The organism is Rhodococcoides kyotonense, from assembly GCF_900188125.1.
Lineage (GTDB): Bacteria > Actinomycetota > Actinomycetes > Mycobacteriales > Mycobacteriaceae > Rhodococcoides > Rhodococcoides kyotonense.
Map to the genome: position 1 here is coordinate 1 of NZ_FZOW01000031.1, position 18,595 is coordinate 18,595.

At 62.9% G+C, this 18,595-nt stretch carries 16 protein-coding genes; 4 read left to right on the forward strand and 12 right to left on the reverse strand.

The features are described 5' to 3' along the window. Window positions 1–103: 103 nt before the first annotated feature. From CHB96_RS28060 to CHB96_RS28090, 7 genes are read right to left on the reverse strand one after another with little or no spacing between them, the layout of a single operon-like run. Window positions 104–1,627: an aldehyde dehydrogenase (NADP(+)) gene (locus CHB96_RS28060; protein WP_089252640.1), complete on the reverse strand. Its 1,524-nt coding sequence runs from the start codon at window positions 1,625–1,627 to the stop codon at window positions 104–106. Window positions 1,628–1,662: 35 nt separating this feature from the next. Then, entirely contained in the window at window positions 1,663–2,430 is a 768-nt protein-coding gene (locus CHB96_RS28065; protein ID WP_176444546.1) for an SDR family oxidoreductase, read from the reverse strand. After that, window positions 2,427–3,461: a proline racemase family protein gene (locus CHB96_RS28070; RefSeq protein ID WP_089252568.1), complete on the reverse strand. Its 1,035-nt coding sequence runs from the start codon at window positions 3,459–3,461 to the stop codon at window positions 2,427–2,429. Before CHB96_RS28070 ends, CHB96_RS28065 begins: the two co-directional genes overlap by 4 nt. Before the next feature lie 25 nt (window positions 3,462–3,486). Then, window positions 3,487–4,716, reverse strand: coding sequence for a D-arabinono-1,4-lactone oxidase (locus tag CHB96_RS28075; protein ID WP_089252570.1), 1,230 nt, complete (start codon window positions 4,714–4,716; stop codon window positions 3,487–3,489). A gap of 26 nt (window positions 4,717–4,742) precedes the next feature. Then, window positions 4,743–5,657 (reverse strand): dihydrodipicolinate synthase family protein, encoded by a 915-nt coding sequence (locus CHB96_RS28080; protein WP_089252572.1) that lies wholly within the window; start codon window positions 5,655–5,657, stop codon window positions 4,743–4,745. Between the two features lie 43 nt (window positions 5,658–5,700). Next, entirely contained in the window at window positions 5,701–6,807 is a 1,107-nt protein-coding gene (locus tag CHB96_RS28085) for a mandelate racemase/muconate lactonizing enzyme family protein (RefSeq protein WP_245866277.1), read from the reverse strand. A 37-nt stretch (window positions 6,808–6,844) separates the two neighbouring features. Then, on the reverse strand, window positions 6,845–7,726 hold the full coding sequence (locus CHB96_RS28090) for a dihydrodipicolinate synthase family protein (RefSeq protein ID WP_089252574.1): 882 nt from the start codon (window positions 7,724–7,726) through the stop codon (window positions 6,845–6,847). A gap of 175 nt (window positions 7,727–7,901) precedes the next feature. Here CHB96_RS28090 and CHB96_RS28095 point away from each other — a divergent pair, with 175 nt between their 5' ends. Beyond that, window positions 7,902–8,564, forward strand: a complete 663-nt coding sequence (locus CHB96_RS28095) for a GntR family transcriptional regulator (protein ID WP_089252576.1) — start codon at window positions 7,902–7,904, stop codon at window positions 8,562–8,564. Between the two features lie 8 nt (window positions 8,565–8,572). On the opposite strand, the gene CHB96_RS28100 is transcribed toward CHB96_RS28095, so the two are convergent. From CHB96_RS28100 to CHB96_RS28115, 4 genes are all read right to left on the reverse strand, one after another. Then, complete coding sequence (locus CHB96_RS28100; RefSeq protein WP_217900002.1) at window positions 8,573–9,652, reverse strand: proline racemase family protein; 1,080 nt, start codon at window positions 9,650–9,652, stop codon at window positions 8,573–8,575. Then, window positions 9,649–10,449 (reverse strand): amino acid ABC transporter ATP-binding protein, encoded by an 801-nt coding sequence (locus CHB96_RS28105; protein ID WP_089252578.1) that lies wholly within the window; start codon window positions 10,447–10,449, stop codon window positions 9,649–9,651. The genes CHB96_RS28100 and CHB96_RS28105 overlap by 4 nt, the downstream gene beginning before the upstream one ends. Continuing rightward, entirely contained in the window at window positions 10,446–11,372 is a 927-nt protein-coding gene (locus CHB96_RS28110; RefSeq protein ID WP_089252580.1) for an amino acid ABC transporter permease, read from the reverse strand. Before CHB96_RS28110 ends, CHB96_RS28105 begins: the two co-directional genes overlap by 4 nt. 61 nt (window positions 11,373–11,433) lie before the next feature. Beyond that, a complete protein-coding gene (locus CHB96_RS28115; protein WP_089252582.1) occupies window positions 11,434–12,354 on the reverse strand; it encodes a transporter substrate-binding domain-containing protein in 921 nt (306 codons plus the stop codon). A 331-nt stretch (window positions 12,355–12,685) separates the two neighbouring features. On the opposite strand from CHB96_RS28115, the gene CHB96_RS28120 reads away from it, so the two are divergent. After that, window positions 12,686–13,726 carry a proline racemase family protein gene (locus CHB96_RS28120; protein ID WP_089252584.1) on the forward strand — a complete coding sequence of 347 codons (1,041 nt, stop codon included), beginning with the start codon at window positions 12,686–12,688 and terminating at the stop codon, window positions 13,724–13,726. A gap of 58 nt (window positions 13,727–13,784) precedes the next feature. Here CHB96_RS28120 and CHB96_RS28125 read toward each other — a convergent pair whose 3' ends face one another. Next, on the reverse strand, window positions 13,785–14,717 hold the full coding sequence (locus tag CHB96_RS28125) for a transporter substrate-binding domain-containing protein (protein ID WP_176444547.1): 933 nt from the start codon (window positions 14,715–14,717) through the stop codon (window positions 13,785–13,787). A gap of 279 nt (window positions 14,718–14,996) precedes the next feature. On the opposite strand from CHB96_RS28125, the gene CHB96_RS28130 reads away from it, so the two are divergent. Next, window positions 14,997–16,937, forward strand: a complete 1,941-nt coding sequence (locus CHB96_RS28130; RefSeq protein ID WP_089252588.1) for an FAD/NAD(P)-binding protein — start codon at window positions 14,997–14,999, stop codon at window positions 16,935–16,937. 142 nt (window positions 16,938–17,079) lie between these two features. Then, window positions 17,080–18,570, forward strand: a complete 1,491-nt coding sequence (locus CHB96_RS28135; protein WP_089252590.1) for an aldehyde dehydrogenase — start codon at window positions 17,080–17,082, stop codon at window positions 18,568–18,570. Window positions 18,571–18,595: the final 25 nt, after the last annotated feature.

Here is an 18,595-nt window from a genome sequence, read left to right on the forward strand (position 1 = left end):
GACACATCACGAGGAAGACAGCCATCGGCGTCAGAGCGAAAACGAGTCAAACTCCTGCATCGACGAACAACTCCAGTATCACTGAGCGAAAATGTATAGCGGGCTATACATTTTCGCTCACGACCAACGTGCCGTCGACGCGACGCGGAATCTCGGCGTACGCATCGCGAAGTTCCTCGGGCAACGACGCCTGCGGCGCATTCTGGAACGTCACCGGGCGTCCGAATCGACGAATCGCTGTTGCACCCACCGACGTGTGCAGCGTGTTCGTCGACGGCCATGGGCCACCGTGTGTCTGCGCCCAGGACACCGCGACGCCGGTCGGGAAGCCGTTGTAGACGATGCGCCCCGCGGATTCGACGAGTGGTCCGACCAGCGCGCTGGTGTCCTCCGAGTCACCTGTGTGCAGTGTCGCGGTCAGCGACGACGGCAGCTGCGCCAGCAACGTGGTCAATGCCCCGAGAGTGTCGGCGGGGTCGTATCGCACGACTACCGACATCGGTCCGAACGTCTCCTCGGCGAGTTCGGAGCTGAAACCCGCGAGGTCGGTCTCGAACAGCGTCGGTGCAGCGTGGAAGCCTGCATCGTCGATTGCGGCGTTCGACTTCTCGACGCGCACCCCCGTCGCCGACGCGAGCGAGGCAGTGTTCTCGTCGTAGCTGCTGTGGATTCGCGAGTTGAGAAGAACCATCGATTGCGTCGCGGCGACGGCCTTTCGTGCCGACTCGACGAGTGCATCGCCACCGGGATCGCTGGGCACCAACACGATTCCCGGCTTGGTGCACAGCTGCCCCGCGCCCATCGTGAACGACGAGACCAGTCCCGCGCCGATATCAGCGCCTCGCTCGGATGCAGCGTCGGCGGTGACCAGCACCGGGTTGATGCTGCTCAGCTCACCGTAGAAAGGTATGGGTTCGTCACGCTCGGAGATGATGTCGAGCAACGCTTGCCCGCCGGACTGAGAGCCGGTGAATCCGACGGCCTTGATCGCTGGTTCTGCGACGAGATGCGCGCCCGCCTGGGTCCCGAAGACGATTCCGATTGTTCCTTCGGGTGCGCCGTACGCTGTCGCTGCGGTATGCATCAATTCGTGGCACAACGCCGACGTACCGGGGTGCGAACTGTGTGCCTTGACGACGACCGCACATCCTGCGGCGAGTGCGGACGCGGTGTCACCGCCGGGAACCGAGAACGCCAACGGAAAGTTGCTGGCCCCGAACACAGCAACAGGTCCGATGGGAACGAGCATGCGACGCAGGTCCGGACGCGGCCCCATCGCTGTGTCCCCGGCCGAGTCGAGCGTCGCCTCGAGGTAGCTCCCCTCCCGGACGACGTCGCCGAAGAAGCGGAGCTGGAACACGGTCCGTGTCAATTCACCGTCGAGTTTGGCGTCGGCGAATCCTGTTTCGGCAGAGGCGATTACGACGATGTCCGTGCGGCGTGTCTCGAGTCCGGTAGCGATGGCGTCTAGCAAGCCCGCACGCCAGTGCCGCGACCGACCCGACAGAATGCGCGACGCCGATGCTGCGGCCCGGACGATCTCGGACACGGAGGCGACGTCCGTGGTGGGAATGGCCGCGCCGGACGGAAGACCGGTACGTGGATCGGTGGCGGTAATCGTCGTCATCGAAAACATGCTCCTTCGCGAAAAGTTGTTTCTGGTCAACCGATCTGGGACGTCGGCCGAATCGTCATGGAGCTCACTGCCATACCGTGCGGGCAGCAGACGACATACGCGACGGCGTCGGCAATGTTGTCCGGAGTGAGCGGGGCAGTGGGGTCGTAGCCGCTCTGGAGAGCGGCGATCACGGCTGGGTCGGAACTGCGGCGTAGGTCGGAGGAAACGAGTCCGGGCTCGATCGTCGTCACGCGCACCTGGGACGGTGCAAGCTCACGCCGAAGCGATTCGCCGAAAGCGTTCACCGCCGCCTTGGTTGCCGCATACACCGCCCGACCTGGAAGCGGATCGCTCGCGGACAGTGACGAAATGTTGACGATGTCGGCCACGCCCCTGGCACCTGCGGCTGCCGCCTTCAAGGCGGAAATCGATGCTTTCGTGACAGCCATGAGGCCTCGAACATTGGTCTCGCCCATGGCTTGCCAGTCGTCCTCGTCGGCGTCGTGCACCAGATCGAGGATCATGACACCTGCGTTGTTCACCACGATGTCCAGTGAACCCAATGTCGCTATCGCACCGGCGATCTCGGCGCCGATGCCAGGTTGGGCGACGTCGATCGTGAAAGCTGTTGCTTTGCCGCCCCTTCCCTGCACCTCCGACACCAAGGTGTCCAGGCGGTCGGTGCGCCGGCCCAGCACTCCGACGTGCGCACCCGATGCGGCCAACCGGAGTGCTGTGGCCCGTCCGATTCCGCTGGTAGCGCCTGTCACGAGCGCGGTGCAGCCGTCGAGCGGTGCGACACCGACCGTCAACGTGCACCTTTGGCGTCGGACGCGTATCCGACGCCGAAACCCTCGGGGAACGGATCGTCCGGATCGAGCACGAACGTCGACATGGCGGTGATGAACGCGCGTCCCCGGATCGTCGGGACGACGGCCTCGCGGTCTCCGAGTTGTTCGGTGCGCACGAGGGTGCCCTCGAACTGGGATCCGATGATCGACTCCTGCACGTACTTCTCACCCAGTTTCTGCTGCCCCTTGCCGTAGCGCTGGGCCATCCGCGCCGACGTGCCTGTCCCACCGGGCGAGCGATCGACACCCGATTCACCGAAGAAGACGAGGTTACGAAAAGCGCCGTCCGCCTGAGGTGTTTCCTCGGACAGGATGATGAGTGGGATGTGGTCTGCCGGACCGTCGATGGGGTGGACCGCGGTCACGGTCTTGTTCACGGCGTCGCGGACCAGGCGCCCGACCTCCGCGAGGCGAGCACTGTGCTCGGGAACCACCGCCAGGCCGAATTCCTTCGCGGGCACGATCGCATAGAAATTGCCGCCGTAGGCGATGTCGACCGACACCGAGCCGTACCCGGGAACCTCGACCGCGACATCGGCGGCGAACAGGAACGAGGGCACGTTCTCGATCGTCACACCCTGCACGACGCCGCCGGCGACCTCCACCTGAGCCGTCACCAACCCGGCGGGAGTGTCGAACACGACCGTCGTCACCGGCTCGACGACAGGAACCATTCCGGTCTCCACGACAACCGTTGCCGCACCGATGGTTCCAGCGCCGCACATCGTCATCCATCCACCGGTCTCGATGAAGACGATGCCCAGATCTGCTTCGGGGTTGCACGGCGGCAACAGGATGCTTCCGCACATCTCGGAATGCCCGCGGGGTTCGTACATCAGCAGCTTGCGGATGTCGTCGCGTTCACGTTCGAGATAGGTGCGGATCTCGGCGATGGACTCGCCTTTCACCGGTGGCATACCGCCGACGACGACGCGTGCAGGAGCGCCTGCACTGTGAGAATCGATGACCGAGAACTGAATTCGAGATCGCACTTCAATACTCCTGGTTGATGACGGGTCAGCCGAACAGCGGGCGAAGATGGTCGTTCAAGTACAAGCCCTGTGGGTCGATGTGTCGTCGTACTTGTTGGAAATCGTCGAAGCGGGGGTAGATTTCACGCACCCGATCGGGGGTGAGGAAATGAAGCTTGCCCCAGTGCGGCCTCGCGCCGAAGGGAAGGAGAGCCTTGTCGACGGCCTCGAGAAACGGCCCGTAGTTCTTGTATCGCTCTCCCGACACCGAGATCGACGCACTGTCGCGTCCGTACTGCGGCGACAGGAAACCTTGATCACCCTTCTGCCACCGTACTTGCAGCGGTGAGATCTCTTCGGGGAAGCGGCGGGTCATCAAGTCGCGCATCATGTCGACGACTTCACGTGTATCGGCCGCGTCGACCATGTATTCGAGCTCGTGGAACTGCGCTTCGGTCGTCCCGTCCGGATAGATCCGGTACGCCCGGTCGGTGCGCTTGTTCAGTTCTCCGACAGGTACTTCCGGATCCGATTCGGGGATCTCACGAAGCAGCTTGACGAAGCAGTGGTTCGCGGGGACGTCGCCGAGTTCGTAGAGTGCGGACGAGGCGTCGGTCGGCATCCACCAGAACGAGAAATGACGGTATTCGGCATGCAAATCGTCGAATCGGTCGAACATCTCGTCGATATGCATGACGACGTTCTCCTCGCGTAGCCGATACGCGGGCACCACATCGAGACCGAGCCGTAGAACCGGACCGAGCATGCCCACCGACACCTGGGCCGCATGCAACAGATCGGTGTCGTCCGGACCGATGTCGACGACATCACCGTGCGCGTCGACGAGTCGAACCGACCGCACTGTCGACGACATCGAACCGAACGTCGTTCCCGATCCCTTCGTTCCGGTCGCGACCGCGCCCGCGATCGACTGGGCATCGATGTCGCCCTGATTGGCGATGGCCAATCCACGCTCCCACAGAGGAAGACCGAGATCGGCGATCTTGCTGCCCGCATACACCTCCACGGTGGATGCGACGGGATCGGCGTCGATGATGCCGCTCACCCGAGAAAGGTCGAACAAGGTGTCCGACGTGTCGACGATCGGCGTGAACGAATGCCCACCTCCCGCGACGGACACGTGCCTCCCGGAGCCGACGGCCGAACGGATCGCCGTGATGGCCTCCTGTTCGTCGGCCGGGATTTCCAAGGAGCGAACGGCACTGGTGTGGTTGCCACCCCAGTTGGTCCATGTCGTGTCGTGGTCGGTGTGCATCAGTCGTCCTGTTCTCGCGGAGTCGGTCAGCGCGCGGGCGTCGTGAGCAACGACGAGTCGAGCGCGTCGATTGCCTTGACCAGGCGTGCATGCTCGTCGGTGGTCAGTGCGCGACCAGGCGAACGAACATCGCCGACGGGATGTCCGAGGTAGTTGCACGCTGCCTTGACTGCGGCAGCGTAGGGCATGGATGCAGCAACCTGCAGCACCGGTGTGACGGCGCGCCAGATCGACAACAGGGTGGCGTCGTCGCCCGCGGTACTGGCGGCGAACATCTTGGACAGGCCTGGTCCGATGAAATTGCTTGTCCCGACGACGAATCCGGGTGCGCCGAGAGTCAAAGCCGGACCGAGGAGGACGTCCTCACCGTTGAGTGCGGTGACCTTGTCCGCACAGTCGGTGATGAGGGTGATGTACTGGCCGAGGTCGGCGGCGGAGTCCTTGACGTACTTCACGCCTTCGATCTCGGTTGCCAGGGTCGTGACGAATTCCGGATCGAGGTTGATGCCGGTGGCGTTCGGGTAGTTGTAGAGGCATACCGGGACGTCGACCGCTGCAGCCACTGCTGCGTAATATGCGGCCGCTTCATCCAGTCCGAGAGCCTCGTAGAACGGTGTGGACACCATCAGCGCGTCCGCACCGTGTTCCTGAGCGTGCACCGACAGGCGAATGGCTTCGTCGGTGAACAGCGCACCGGTGTGAGCCAGGACAGCGGCACGTCCGGCGTTCTGGTCCGTGACGATCTCGAGGACGCGACGGCGTTCTTCGATGGTCATCGACGCGAATTCGCCTGTGCCACCGCAGGGAAGCAAGCCGTGGTTGCCGTCGTCGACGAGGCGGTCGACCAACGCGCGCAGCGCAGGTTCGTCGATGTCGGAACCGCCTGCAGTGAACGGCGTGACCATGGCTGTGATGGAACCGAGGATCGGCTTGATAGTCATTTCGTTTTCTCCTGTGAAATCTGGTTGTGTCGAAAGGATTCGGTCAGGCAATCGTGAACAGCGGTTGCCCCAGCAGATCGGCGTCGACCTCGATGCCGAGACCCGGTGCGGTAGGAGCACTTCCACGCCCGAATGCTGACCGAGGCAGGTAACCTGCGACGTGTTCGTTGGTCCAGTCGTTGAAGAACGACACCGACAGCAGCGACTCGGCCGGCGTGGTCGCCGCGAGGTGAGATACCGCAGCGGTGGTGACGTCGCCGCCCCAAGCATCTTCGAGGGAGACACTCATTCCCATCGACACCGCGAGGTCGCGCATGGTGCGCATTCCGGTGATGCCACCGAGCCGTCCGAGTTTCAGGTTGACCGAACCGGCGCCGAGATCGTTCTTCACCGAGACCAGATCGGTCGCGGTGATCACCGATTCGTCCATCACCATCGGCAACGTCGTCAATCGGCGAACGTGCGCGCAATCCTCGACGCGAGCGCATGGCTGCTCGAGGTAGATCGGCAGGCCGTCGATGAGGCGAACAGCTTGGACCGCTTGCTGCAGTGTCCAGCCGCCGTTAGCGTCGGCGATCAACGTGGTGCCGTCGGGCGCGACCTCTGCGACGGCGTGCAGCCGTTGCGCGTCCTCGGCCGGGTCGTTACCGACCTTGACCTGAAATGCGGTGATTCCGGCTGCGGATCGTTCCTTCACGAACGATGCCATCGCGTCGGGCGAGGCGAGTGGAACAGCCTCGTACAACGGAAAGTCCGATTGCATTCGGCCGCCGAGCAATTCGTGGAGTGGAAGCCCCGCTTTCTTGCCCAGCAGATCCCAGCACGCGATGTCGACGGCGCTCTTCGCGTAAGCATGGCCCATCAGTACGGATTCCATTGCTGCGTGGACGGCACCGAGATTGGTGCCGTCCACTCCCAGTAGGGCTGGGCCGAACTCCTGTAGGGCGGCCCGAGCGCCTCCTGCGAACGCGGGCCAGTAGGTGCCGGCCAACGTGCACACTTCTCCCCACCCGTACGAGCCGTCGGCGCACGAGATGCGAATCATCGTCGAATCCTGCGCCGTTGCGGCGCGACCACTCGACATGACGTATTCGCCGTGCGCGTACGTCAACTGGTAGCCGAACACATCGATCGTGGTGATCGCGCTCACGGTGGACTCCTTCGTAGAAGATCGTGCTTACAGAGAATCAGACGTTCACGGCGAACGCGCGCTCGAAGTCCTTGCGCGCCTGCGCCTCGTCCTCGGACGACAGCGGGTGGCGCGGCGGACGGCACGGTCCACCGTAGCGGCCGCCCATGTCCATCGACAGCTTGATCGCCTGGATGAACGTGTGCCGCGAATCCCACTGGAAGGCGGCGTGGACCGTGCGGTACAGCTCCACTGCCTTGTCCACCTCGCCGGTCGTCGCGTACTCGTACAGCTTGGCGCATACGAGGGGCATCGAGTTGGAGAAACCGCCGATCCAGCCCACCGCGCCCATCAACAAGCACTCCACGACCACGTCGTCGGCGCCGGCGATGATATCGATGGACGGAGCCAGGTTGGCGATCTCGTGCACGCGACGGACGTCTCCGGAGAATTCCTTGATCGCGACGACCTGCTCGATCTCCGCGAGGCGAGCCACGAGGTCCGGGCTCAGATCGACATTCGTGTCGAACGGGTTGTTGTACGCGACGATCGGGATTCCGACCTCACCGACCGCCTTGTAGTGGTCGAATATCTCGTCCGCGTTCGCCTTGTACGAGTTCGGGGGCAGGCACAGCACAGCGTGAGCCCCTGCATCGGCGGCCTGCTGGGCCCAGCGCGTCGCTTCGGCAGAACCGTAGGCCGACACACCCGGTACGACGGAAAAGCCGTCCGGAGCAGCCTCGACGGCAAGTTCGACGAGCTTCGCGCGCTCCTCGTCGGTGAGCACCTGGTACTCACCGAGTGATCCGTTGGGCGTGATTCCGTGGCAGCCGTTCGCCGCCAGAAACGCGACGTGCTCCTGGAACTTGTCGTAATCGATCGACAGGTCGGTACGCATCGGGATTGCGCTCGCGACGACGATTCCGTGCCAAGGCTTCATGGGATTTCCTTCGAAGTAGAGGGATGACCGAGTGATAAGAGAATCGGCTGCGTTGCCGGTAATGGGTAACGTACTACATGTCACCGGTTGCCGCAGCATGGTTTGCGGTGTCAAACTGTGCAGTATGTACTTGCCCGGATCGGAAGAGCCGGGTCACACCGCGGGAGGAACGCACATGACGGATCTGACGGACGACACGTCGCTTCGGCGATTCAGCCTGCGCGACCAGGCACTGAGCGTCATTCGCAAGCAAGTGGTCACCGGTGACATCGTGCCGGGCGAAATCTATTCGGCTGCAGCCATCGCATCGTCTCTCGGAGTGTCCAACAGCCCCGTTCGCGAGGCGATGCTGACGCTCGTCAACCAGGGCGTCATGGAAGCAGTGCGCAACAGAGGTTTTCGTCTCATTCCGCTGTCCGAGAAGGATCGCTCGGACATCTACGATCTGCGGATCATGCTCGAGGTACCCGCAATGGGACGCCTCGCTGCGAACAGGACGAAGATCGACCCCAAGTTCAGCGAGTTGGCCACCGACACGGTGGTGTGTGCCGTGAACGGCGACATGGTCCAGTATCTCGACTCGGATCGACAGTTTCATCTCGGACTGCTTGCACTGCTGGGAAATTCGAGGTTGGTCGAGATCGTCGGCGACCTTCGCGACCGGACACGCCTGGTCAACGTGCAGGCGCTGTCGAAGGAAGGTTCTCTCGAGAAGTCCGCACGCGAACACCACACCTTGCTCGACGCCCTGATCGCCGGAGACGGCGCCCGCGCCGAAGAGGTCATGCGAAAGCACCTGCATCACATCCCCGGCGACTGGAACGCCGCCGGGGAGTGACGCGTCGGTCACAGCGGGGCGAATCCGTCCCGCAACGCATCGCGTGAATCGACGACTACGGCCGAGAACCCGTTGATGTGCGCGGAACTCGTGATGGACGGCACCGTGACGACGATGCCGCCCTCCATCCGAACCGACTCCGCGCGCAGCAGGAACTCCGAGCCGATGATGCTTTCCGTCTCCAGTACCTCGCCCGTTCTGATCTCTCCGCGGTCGGCCAGAAGCGCCAACAGCGCGCTGGAACCCGTACCGCACGGCGACCGATCGATGACTCCAGGCGGGGCCACGACGACGACGCGCTCCCGAAGAGCCTCAGCCTTCGACCTTCTGTGGAACAGAACCTGATACACATCGAGAGGTTCACCCGTACGCGGATCGAGAATCGGCGTCGCCGTAGCTTTTTCCGCGAGTTCGCGCGCCAGACCGACGATGGTGTCGGCTTCGGAGCGAACGAGATCGAGACCGAGTTCGACAGCATCGACGCAGAGGTAGTAGTCCCCGCCGTAGACCAAGTCGACGACGACATCCGCGTCGCCGATTCGGATCGGCCACGACGTCACCACCCGACTCTCGACGTTGACGATCGTCGCGGACACGACCGCGCCTGCCTCACGACGCGCGGTCGCGCCGATGACGCCCGCAGGCGTACGGATCCCGAAGGACAGCGTGTCCTCCACCCACCGAACCGCAGGCACAAGATTCATTTCGGCTGCGACGACCGTGAATCCGAGCATGCAGTGGCCACACATCGGTGGATACGAGCCGGGTTCGAGAATCACCGCCCCGATGTCCCAGTCCTCCCCCGTCTCGTACACGGGAAGGACGGCGCACGTCAGCGCACCACCGCGAGGTTCGTGGACGAGCCTGGTCCGTAGCCAATCCGCATCGTCTCGCAGATGTTGTCTCACTGCAGGCACGTCGCCGACGACGAGATCGGCAATCGCGTCGCCGCCGACGACGATGCGCGTCGGATTGCCCGCGGTGTGCGAGTCGACGACCAGGACGGTTTCACGTGGTTCCCGGCGGATCCAACTCTCGACTTCCGCGGGCCACGAGTGGGTCGATGCGAGTGGAATCGAGACGCTCACAGCACTTTTCCGAGAAACTCACGTGCGCGCTCGGTCTGCGGGTTGCCGAACAAGGCTTCGGGCGAGCCCTTCTCGACGATCACGCCACCGTCCATGAAGACGACGGTATCGGCGACCTCCCGAGCGAATCCCAGTTCGTGCGTGACGACGATCATCGTCATTCCCTCTGCTGCAAGCTCTTTCATGACTCCGAGGACTTCGCCGACGAGTTCCGGGTCCAGCGCGCTCGTGGGCTCGTCGAACAGCATGATCTTGGGGTGCATGGCGAGCGCCCGAGCAATGGCGACACGCTGCTGCTGGCCGCCGGAGAGCATCCGCGGGTATGCGTCGGCCTTGATCGCCAGGCCCACCTTCTCCAGCAGCCGCATGGCGTCCTTGGTCGCGTCCTTCTTGCTGATCTTGCGAACGCTCATCGGCGCTTCGATGATGTTCTCGAGCACCGTCATGTGCGGGAACAGGTTGAAGCTCTGGAACACCATGCCGATGTCCGCACGCCGCTTGGCCACCTCGTGGTGGCGTAATTCGTACAGCTTGCTGGCATGTTCGCGATAGCCGACCAACTGACCGTCTACCGACAGTTTCCCGCCGTCGATCCGTTCGAGGTGGTTCATACAGCGGAGGAACGTGCTCTTCCCGGAACCGGACGGCCCGATGATGCACATGACCTCACCATGCCTGACCTGCAGATCGATTCCCTGCAGAACCTTGATGGTGCCGAACGACTTGTGCACCGCGCGCGCCTCGACAGCGCATTCGTCGGAGTGGATCGGTGCGGCGGGCTCGGTCTGGGTGCTCATGCGCTTACCTCTCGACGAGAGTTGGTGACGATGCGTTTGATGTCCTTGAACGTCAACGTCGGCTTGTTGTCGCTCTTGCTGAAGTGTCGCTCGACGAAGAACTGTCCGATCGACAACACCGTGGTGACGATCAAGTACCAGATACTGGCGACGATCAGCAGCGGAATGGTCTGGAAGTTCGACGAGTAGATGAGCTGCGCCGAGTAGAGCAGATCCGGCAATGCGATGACGCTGACCAACGACGTCGTCTTGAGCATGCCGATCAGCTGGTTGCCCGTCGGCGGAATGATGACCCGCATCGCTTGCGGCAGAATGATCTTGGTCAAGATTCGCCGCTGGCTCATGCCGAGCGCTTCGGCAGCTTGCCGCTGGCCCGGGTCGACGGAGTTGATGCCGGCCCGCACGATCTCTGACATGTAGGCGCCCTCGTTGAGGCCGAGACCGAGGCAGGCCGCAACATAGACCGTGATGAAGGCGTTCGCACTTCCGGACACGAACTCCGGCCCGAACGGAATGCCAAGAGACAAACGCGGATACAGTGCGGACAGGTTGAACCAGAAGATCAGTTGGACGAGAAGCGGTGTGCCGCGGAAGAACCAGATGTAGGCGGACGCGGATCCCGACACCAATCGGTTGGGCGACATGCGCATCACTGCCAGGACGGTCCCGAGCACGATTCCGATCCCCATCGCGACCAACGTCAACCACAGGGTGGTGATCAGACCGTCGAGAATCTGGGTCGACGTCAGATATTCGCCGACAACGTCCCATTGGAACCGCGGGTTCGTGAACAACGTGTTGACGAGCATGGCGAGGAGAACGAGCAGCACGGCACCACCTGCCCACCTCCCGTAGTGGCGGGTGGGAACGACCGGTAGATCGACTGATTGCTGCGGTGTGGCCGTGGGGATTTGTGTTGTCATTGTCGCGCCTCGCTGGGTGTCCAGATGTGCATCATGAGTGTCATCTTTTCGCTCGCTCGGATTATTGATAGATCGGCGGAGTGGAATCCGCGGTGAAGATCGTCGGGTCGTCGATCGCCCCGTACGCGGTGTTGTTCGCTTCGAGAATGCTCTCGTAGACACCGGATTCGATGATCGATTCGTATGCCTTCTGCAATGCCTCGAGCATCTGGTCCGAGTACGCAGTCCTGGCGACTGCGGTCGCCGTGATACCGCCACCGATCTGGCCGACCAGTTCCACCGGCTGCCCCTTGTCGATCGCGTTCTCTCCCGCACCACGGCCGACGAGCACACCGTCGACTCGTCCGCTGGACATCGCGAGCACACCTGTGGAGATGCTGTTGAATGCGCTGATGTCGATCTCGGCTTCGCCCGCGGCCGTGCAACTCGCCTGCGTGTCCTGCAGCATCTGCAGTTCCACCGAACCGTCCATGGCGCCGATCGGCTTGCCGCACACGTCGGTCAGGGACTCGGGCTTCAGGTCGCCGTCGGACGGGACGATGAAGCTGCTGAAGTCCTGCCAGTTGCTGACGAAATCCACCACCTGAAGCCGTTCGGCCGTCACGTAGTACTCGCCGTACGAGATGTCGTACCGGTCGGCTTGCAGGCCGGGAAGCGTCGACGCGAACGGAACCATCTCGGGCTCGTAGGTCAAGCCCATCACCGCAGCGACGGCTTCGCCCAACGCCGGGTCCATGCCCTTCATCTCGCCGTTCTCCTGGTATCCCAGGGGCGCACCGATGTCGGGCACCGCGACGCGAAGAGTCCCGCGAGCCTTGATCTCTTCCGGTACCAGCGCGACGACGGCATCCGAGGCAGCCGGAGTGGCGATGTCTGCGGTCGTGTCCGCTTCCGAGGCCGCGTCGCTGCTACAGCCTGCAACGGTGGCTGCGACGACGACAGAAGCGGCAACGACGGATCCGAGACGAGTAATTGAGTTCATTCTTCTGACTCTCAGTTCGGGTGACGAGTTCGGAGAAGTTCGCCATGTCGAGGTGAAGCGGCCTCCAGTAGACACCGGATCGCTATCACCTACCAGTAATCGGTTACCGGTAGTGTTGAACAGCCTGCAACCTGTCCAACCGGCTGTCAAGCGGGTTCACACAGACGAAACATGGCCGGTGCCTGGACTTATGACCATATTGTGTCGAACTGAGCCCTATCTCTCCAAACGGCTGACACGTTCCACCGCTGGACGGTAGAGTGTTACCGACTACCTGTAGCCGGAGCGGTTTCCTTCGGTATTTCACACACGACTCTTCGAGGATTCCTACGTGAGAACCCAGTACTCCTACACCGTCGTCGACGCTCACAGTGCGGGAACGCCAGCACGAGTTGTTACCGGAGGTGTTGCACCAGCCCCGGGCGCCACGGTCGCCGAACAACGTGAATACCTCATGACGCACCGCGACGACATACGCAAGTTCTTGATGTACGAACCCCGCGGCAACGCGCAGATGAGCGGGAGCATCCTGGTCCGCCCTTGCAACGAAGCGGCCGACATCGGGATCGTCTTCATCGAGACCGGCGGCTGGCTGACGATGTGCGGCGCTGGAACCATCGGTGCGGCAACGGTTGTCGTCGAGACCGGAATGGTACCTGTCGTCGAGCCGGTGACGACGGTCGTGTTCGACACTCCTGCAGGTCTTGTCACTGCTCAGGTCGAGGTCGCCGGCGGCGTCGTGCAGGGTGTGACGATCGAGAACGTACCTTCGTTCCTGTTCGCCGCCGATGTCGCGGTCGAGGTTCCGGGATACGGCTCGGTGTCGGTCGACATCGCCTACGGCGGCAACTTCTATGCCATCGTGCCCGCGAAAGAATTCGGCCTGGCGGTGGTCCCCGAGCACAGCGCTCGCCTCGCGGAGGTCGGGCGCCTGGTCCGCGACGCAGTCGATGCTGCCGTCGAGGTGTTCGACCCTGCGACCGGCGCCAAGTCACGGATACCCGACGTCCTGCTGACCCACGAGACCCCGGAAGCCGACGGCGCATACCGAGTCATGGTCTTCTTCGGCGAAGCAGGCGTCGATCGCTCGCCAGGCGGGACAGGGACGTCGGCGCGGATGGCCCAGCGCTACGGCAAGGGCCAGCAGAAATTGGGCGAGAAGTACGTGCAGGAGTCGATCATCGGATCCCAATTCGAGGGCACCCTCGTGCGCACCGAACAACTCGGAGACCGCGAAGCCGTCGTCCCGACGATCCGCGGCCGCGCGCTCATCACCGCCATGTCGACGTTCGTGCTCGACCCCGACGATCCGTTCCCCGAGGGCTTCGGCGTCGGATACGCCTCGGACGCAACACCCCGGGCTGCAGACTGATCGTCGTTCTCACTCGTGTGGACTCGGCGCCTCGGCATCGAGTCCACACGAGACCGAATCAGCTTGCGTACGTCGGAGGTACGTCACCCATCCGATACACGGTCGGATCTTCGATCATGCCGTAGTCGGTCTTCCACTTCTCGTGGATGGATGCATAGGTTCCGTCCTCGATCAGCTTCGCGTATGCAGCGGCGATCGCCTCCGGCAGCCCTTCCGTCTCCGTAGACCGGGCGACAGCCGTGGCCGTCGGCCCCCCACCCACGCGACCCGACGCCTCGACGGGAACCCCGTCGTCGACGAGAGCGATACCCACCTCGCGGCCGGTCAGCACCGCGTCGACACGCTGGCTGGTGAGTGCCAGAACAGCTTCGCTCATGACCGGGAAGGTGCTGACGATCGGCGCCGGTTCACCAGCCTCGGCACATTTCGCGACTCCCGCGTCCATCGCCGGGACGCCCGACGAGCCGGCGAGGATCGCAACCGCACGTCCACAGACGTCGTCGATCGACTCCGGCTTGTACTCACTCCCCTGTCTGATGACGAAGGCGTTGTAATTGCTCCATTCGGTGACGAAGTCGGCGACTTCCAAACGGTCCTCGCGCACGAAGTACTCGCCCATTCCGATGTCGTACCGTTGCGCCTGCAGCCCGGTGAGGATGGAAGGGAATTCGATCGCGGTGATGTCCGCGGTCAAACCCATGACCCCTGCCACGGCGGTCGCCATCTCGGGGATCATTCCGACGAGTTCACTACCGTCGGTGTAGGAGTACGGCTTGTAGTTGTTCATCGTCGCCACCCGCAGCGATCCACGGTCGCGCACCGCAGTCGGCACGAGCGCTTGAACGCTCTCGTCCACCTGAACGTCGACGGATGGCGCGGCCGATTCCTCGGCTTCTCCGTCCGAGCTACAGCCAGCACTCACCGCCAGCACAGCAGCCAGTGCGACGGTCGCCGCGACCTTTCCACGGCGTGAAACCCCAGTGCGAAACATACAAATCCTCTGATCGGTAGCCGGTAACATTCCAGTCGAATGGTAAAGCCTCACTCCCCCACCTGCTACCAAGTTGGTAAATGTCGCGTAAATTTCCTCGAATACTTCGGCAGCTCAAACAGTTTGAGAGCGCGTACCGCCCGCAATCCACCCAGGACAGGTCGACCGGGATTCAGTCATTCATCGAGCCGAAACGTCGGCGACCCTGTACGGTAATCGGTAGCCGATTACCCTCGGTGGATCAGTCGAAGCACCTTCTTCATCCGCTAGGAGCAGTCAGTGACGCAAACTCACGTGCAGGACGTCGACAAGGCGGCCGTCGCCTCGTCTCCCGCACCGAGGTCCATAGCCGTCGTGGGCGGTGGGCCCCGTTGCCTCGGATTGCTCGACCGATTGTGTGCCAATGCGTCCGAGCAGACAGACACCGAGCCGCGCACCGTAGTCCACATCTTCGATCCGTTTCCCGTGGGCGGTGGCCGAGTCTGGCGCCGTGACCAGCCGTCGCTGTTGTGGATGAATGTCCCGGCGCACGCCGTCACCGTGTTCGCCGACGACACATGCGACGTCCAAGGCGATCTACGACCAGGTCCGACACTGGCCACCTGGATCGAGGACCACCGAACCGAGTTGTCCGCCGATCCCGACCTCGCTGCCGAAGTTGCCGTGGTGACCGGAGATTCGTTCGTCTCCCGTGGACTTCAGAGCGCCTACCTCGAATGGGCGTACGAGCGAATCGTGTCCACTGCTCCTGCGTCGTTGAGTTTCGTGGTGCATCGAACGACGGTCGTCGATCTGGTCGACGACGTCGTCGAGGGCGCGACAGTTCAACGCATTCTCTGTGCGGACGACACCGAGTACACGGTCGATCGAGTCGTATTGGCGCAAGGCCATCTCGACGACGAGCTCGGCCCGCGCGAAGTGATGTACGAACAGTTCGCCGACCGTCACGGACTCGTCTACATGCCGCCCGCGTATACCGCGGACTGCGACGCCGACCGCATCCCCGGAGGACAGCCCGTCATCGTCAGCGGGCTGGGGCTGGCGTTCATCGACTGGATGGTCCTGTTGGGCGAAAGCCGCGGCGGCCGTTTCGAACACGACGACGCCGGCAGCTTGTCCTACATCGCGTCGGGCCGTGAACCGATCATGTACGTCGGATCTCGACGGGGAGTTCCCTACCACCCCAAACTGACTCACCCACTGCTGTCGGATCCACCGCCGCTTCCGCACTTCTTCGACGTCGAATCCGTCGTCGCACGCGTCGGCGATCCCAGAGACGCGCACTTCCGAACCGAACTGTGGCCCATGGCGTGCAAGGAAATCGCGTACGCGCACTACCACGAGCTGTTCCACTCGCACCCCGACTGCACGACCATGCAATGGGGCGACTTCCTCGCCGAGTTCGCCGAATCGGACTACGGCTCCGGCCGTTTCGATCGACTTGTCGCCGCAGCCGTTCCGGACGAAAAGCACCGAATCGACATCGAGGCCATCGACCAGCCGCTCTCGACTCGTGCGGCAGGCGTTGACCTCACCGACGCCGAGCGCATGAATCGGTTCGTGCGTCAGTACACCGCAGACATGCTCGATCGAATCGACGAACCGCGGTGCAGCGTGGATGCTGCTGTCTCTCTTGCCTTCTTCTCTGTGTACGGTGTGTTCGGCGAGATGGTTCGGCGTCAGATGCTCGCGCCGTCGTCGATCGTCGCCGATGTCGACGGGTGGCTCCACGGCCTGTTCAGCCACATGACCAGTGGCCCACCTCCGGAGCGGTTGGCCCAGCTGGTCGCGATGTGCGACGCAGGCGTCGTCGTGTTCATGGGCGGAGGCTTTCGTGCGTCCGTCGACGACGACGCGGGCAGATTCACTGCCGTCAGCGACGCCCACCCGAACCCGATTCACGCCGATGCGCTCATCGACGCTCGTCTGCCACCTGCCGACATCAATCGGACCGTCGACTCACTCGTCCGTTCTTTGTCGGCACGCGGACATATCAGCGACGAAATCGCTGGAACCAAGAGCGGGAGAATTCGGGTCGACGAGCATGGCAGGCTTCTCCACTCGGACGGTGCCGCGCATTCGTCGCGATGGGCAGTGGGGCCATGGGTCGTCGGGGCAGGGTGGGCGCACGCATTTCCACGACCGAACCAGAACGCCGGATTCTTCCGCCAGAACGACACTCTCGCACGCATATTGATCGACGGACGGAGTGATACATGAAAGCCCTTCTCGGTCTCGACCGTTGGATGAACGCAATGCCGTCCCTTCTGTTCCCGGACGCGTTGCACTCACACGACGACACTGCTTCACGCACACAGCACGTCAACGTTTCGTATACGCATTTCGACAGGAGAACCATCCGATGACGCACGCCACCGCATCCACCATCGAACTACCCACCTCGGTGCGGACACAGATGTACCGTGACGGTGCCTTCGTCGACGCCGAGGGCAGCGCGACGTTCGAGAACCTCTCACCCGCAACCGGACGTGTGCTGAATCATGTTGCTGCGGCGTCGGAGTCAGACGTCGATGCAGCAGTCGAATCTGCACGACGCGCGTTCGACGCCGGACTTTGGAGTAAAATCTCGCCCGCGGAACGAAAAGCGGTGCTGTTGAAGTTCGCCGATCTGATCGAAGCGAATGCAGCCGAACTCGCGCTGATCGACTCGATCGATGCTGGCAAGCCGATCACCGACTGCGAAGAACTCGACATTCCCGACGTCGTCCTGACGATTCGCTGGTACGCCGAAGCGATCGACAAGGTGTTCGGCAAGGTCTCCCCCACCGGTTCCGACAACCTCGGACTCATCGTTCGGGAGCCGTCGGGCGTCGTGGGAATCGTTGTCCCATGGAACTTTCCGTCGAACACGCTGTCATGGAAGATCGGTCCCGCCCTCGCTGCAGGAAACTCCATCGTCGTCAAGCCTGCCGAGCTGTCCCCGCTCAGTGCACTGCGTTACGCGGAACTGGCAACCGAGGCTGGCATTCCCGCGGGCGTATTCAATGTGGTCCCCGGTCTCGGTCACGTCGCAGGCAAGGCGCTGGGTCTACACAACGACGTCGACGTCATCACTTTCACCGGATCCACCGAAGTCGGCCGCATGTTCCTCCGGTACGCCGCCGACAGCAACCTCAAGCAGGTCGCACTGGAAATGGGCGGCAAGAGTCCCCAGATCGTGTTCGCCGACATGGAAAGTCAACTCGACGAGGTGGCAGAGGATCTCGCGGGCGCTGCCTTCTGGAACGGTGGCCAGAACTGTTCGGCCGGCTCCAGAATTCTCGTGCACAACTCGGTGAAGTCCGCTTTCGTCACGCTGATGGCCGAGAAGGCCGCCGCACGCAAGGTGGGCGACCCACTCGATCGCGAGACCGAGATCGGACCGCTGATCGAGGCGTCCGCCCGTGAGCGAGTACTGCGCTACATCGATGACGCAAGATCTGCAGGCGCGGTCGTGCACGGCGGTGCGGCGATCCTCGAAGAGACGGGCGGTTTCTTCGTCTCGCCGGCCGTCGTCGACAGCGTCGGCAAGGACTCCGCCGTCGTCCGCGACGAGATCTTCGGCCCGGTCGTCGCGATCGTCGGATTCGACACGGAAGAAGAGGCGATCTCGCTGGCCAACGACACCGAATACGGACTCGCCGCGAACGTCTGGACCCACGACATCGACGTCGCCCTGCGGGTTGCTCGGGCCGTTCGTGCAGGAACGGTCGCCGTCAACGGTTTCAGCGAAGGCGACATCTCGACGCCGTTCGGCGGTTTCGGTATCTCGGGCTTCGGCGGTCATGACAAGGGCCTCGAAGCGTTCGATCAGTACACCGAACTGAAGACCATCTGGGTAACAATTCGATAGGTACCCCTCGTGAGCGAAAATGTAT

Bases quoted from the DNA above. Each gene is read 5' to 3' on its own strand.
- CHB96_RS28060 (WP_089252640.1), bottom strand. From the start codon at position 1,627: ATGACGACGATTACCGCCACCGATCCACGTACCGGTCTTCCGTCCGGC.
- CHB96_RS28075 (WP_089252570.1), bottom strand. From the start codon at position 4,716: ATGCACACCGACCACGACACGACATGGACCAACTGGGGTGGCAACCAC.
- CHB96_RS28080 (WP_089252572.1), bottom strand. From the start codon at position 5,657: ATGACTATCAAGCCGATCCTCGGTTCCATCACAGCCATGGTCACGCCG.
- CHB96_RS28090 (WP_089252574.1), bottom strand. From the start codon at position 7,726: ATGAAGCCTTGGCACGGAATCGTCGTCGCGAGCGCAATCCCGATGCGT.
- CHB96_RS28095 (WP_089252576.1), top strand. From the start codon at position 7,902: ATGACGGATCTGACGGACGACACGTCGCTTCGGCGATTCAGCCTGCGC.
- CHB96_RS28105 (WP_089252578.1), bottom strand. From the start codon at position 10,449: ATGAGCACCCAGACCGAGCCCGCCGCACCGATCCACTCCGACGAATGC.
- CHB96_RS28110 (WP_089252580.1), bottom strand. From the start codon at position 11,372: ATGACAACACAAATCCCCACGGCCACACCGCAGCAATCAGTCGATCTA.
- CHB96_RS28115 (WP_089252582.1), bottom strand. From the start codon at position 12,354: ATGAACTCAATTACTCGTCTCGGATCCGTCGTTGCCGCTTCTGTCGTC.
- CHB96_RS28125 (WP_176444547.1), bottom strand. From the start codon at position 14,717: ATGTTTCGCACTGGGGTTTCACGCCGTGGAAAGGTCGCGGCGACCGTC.
- CHB96_RS28135 (WP_089252590.1), top strand. From the start codon at position 17,080: ATGACGCACGCCACCGCATCCACCATCGAACTACCCACCTCGGTGCGG.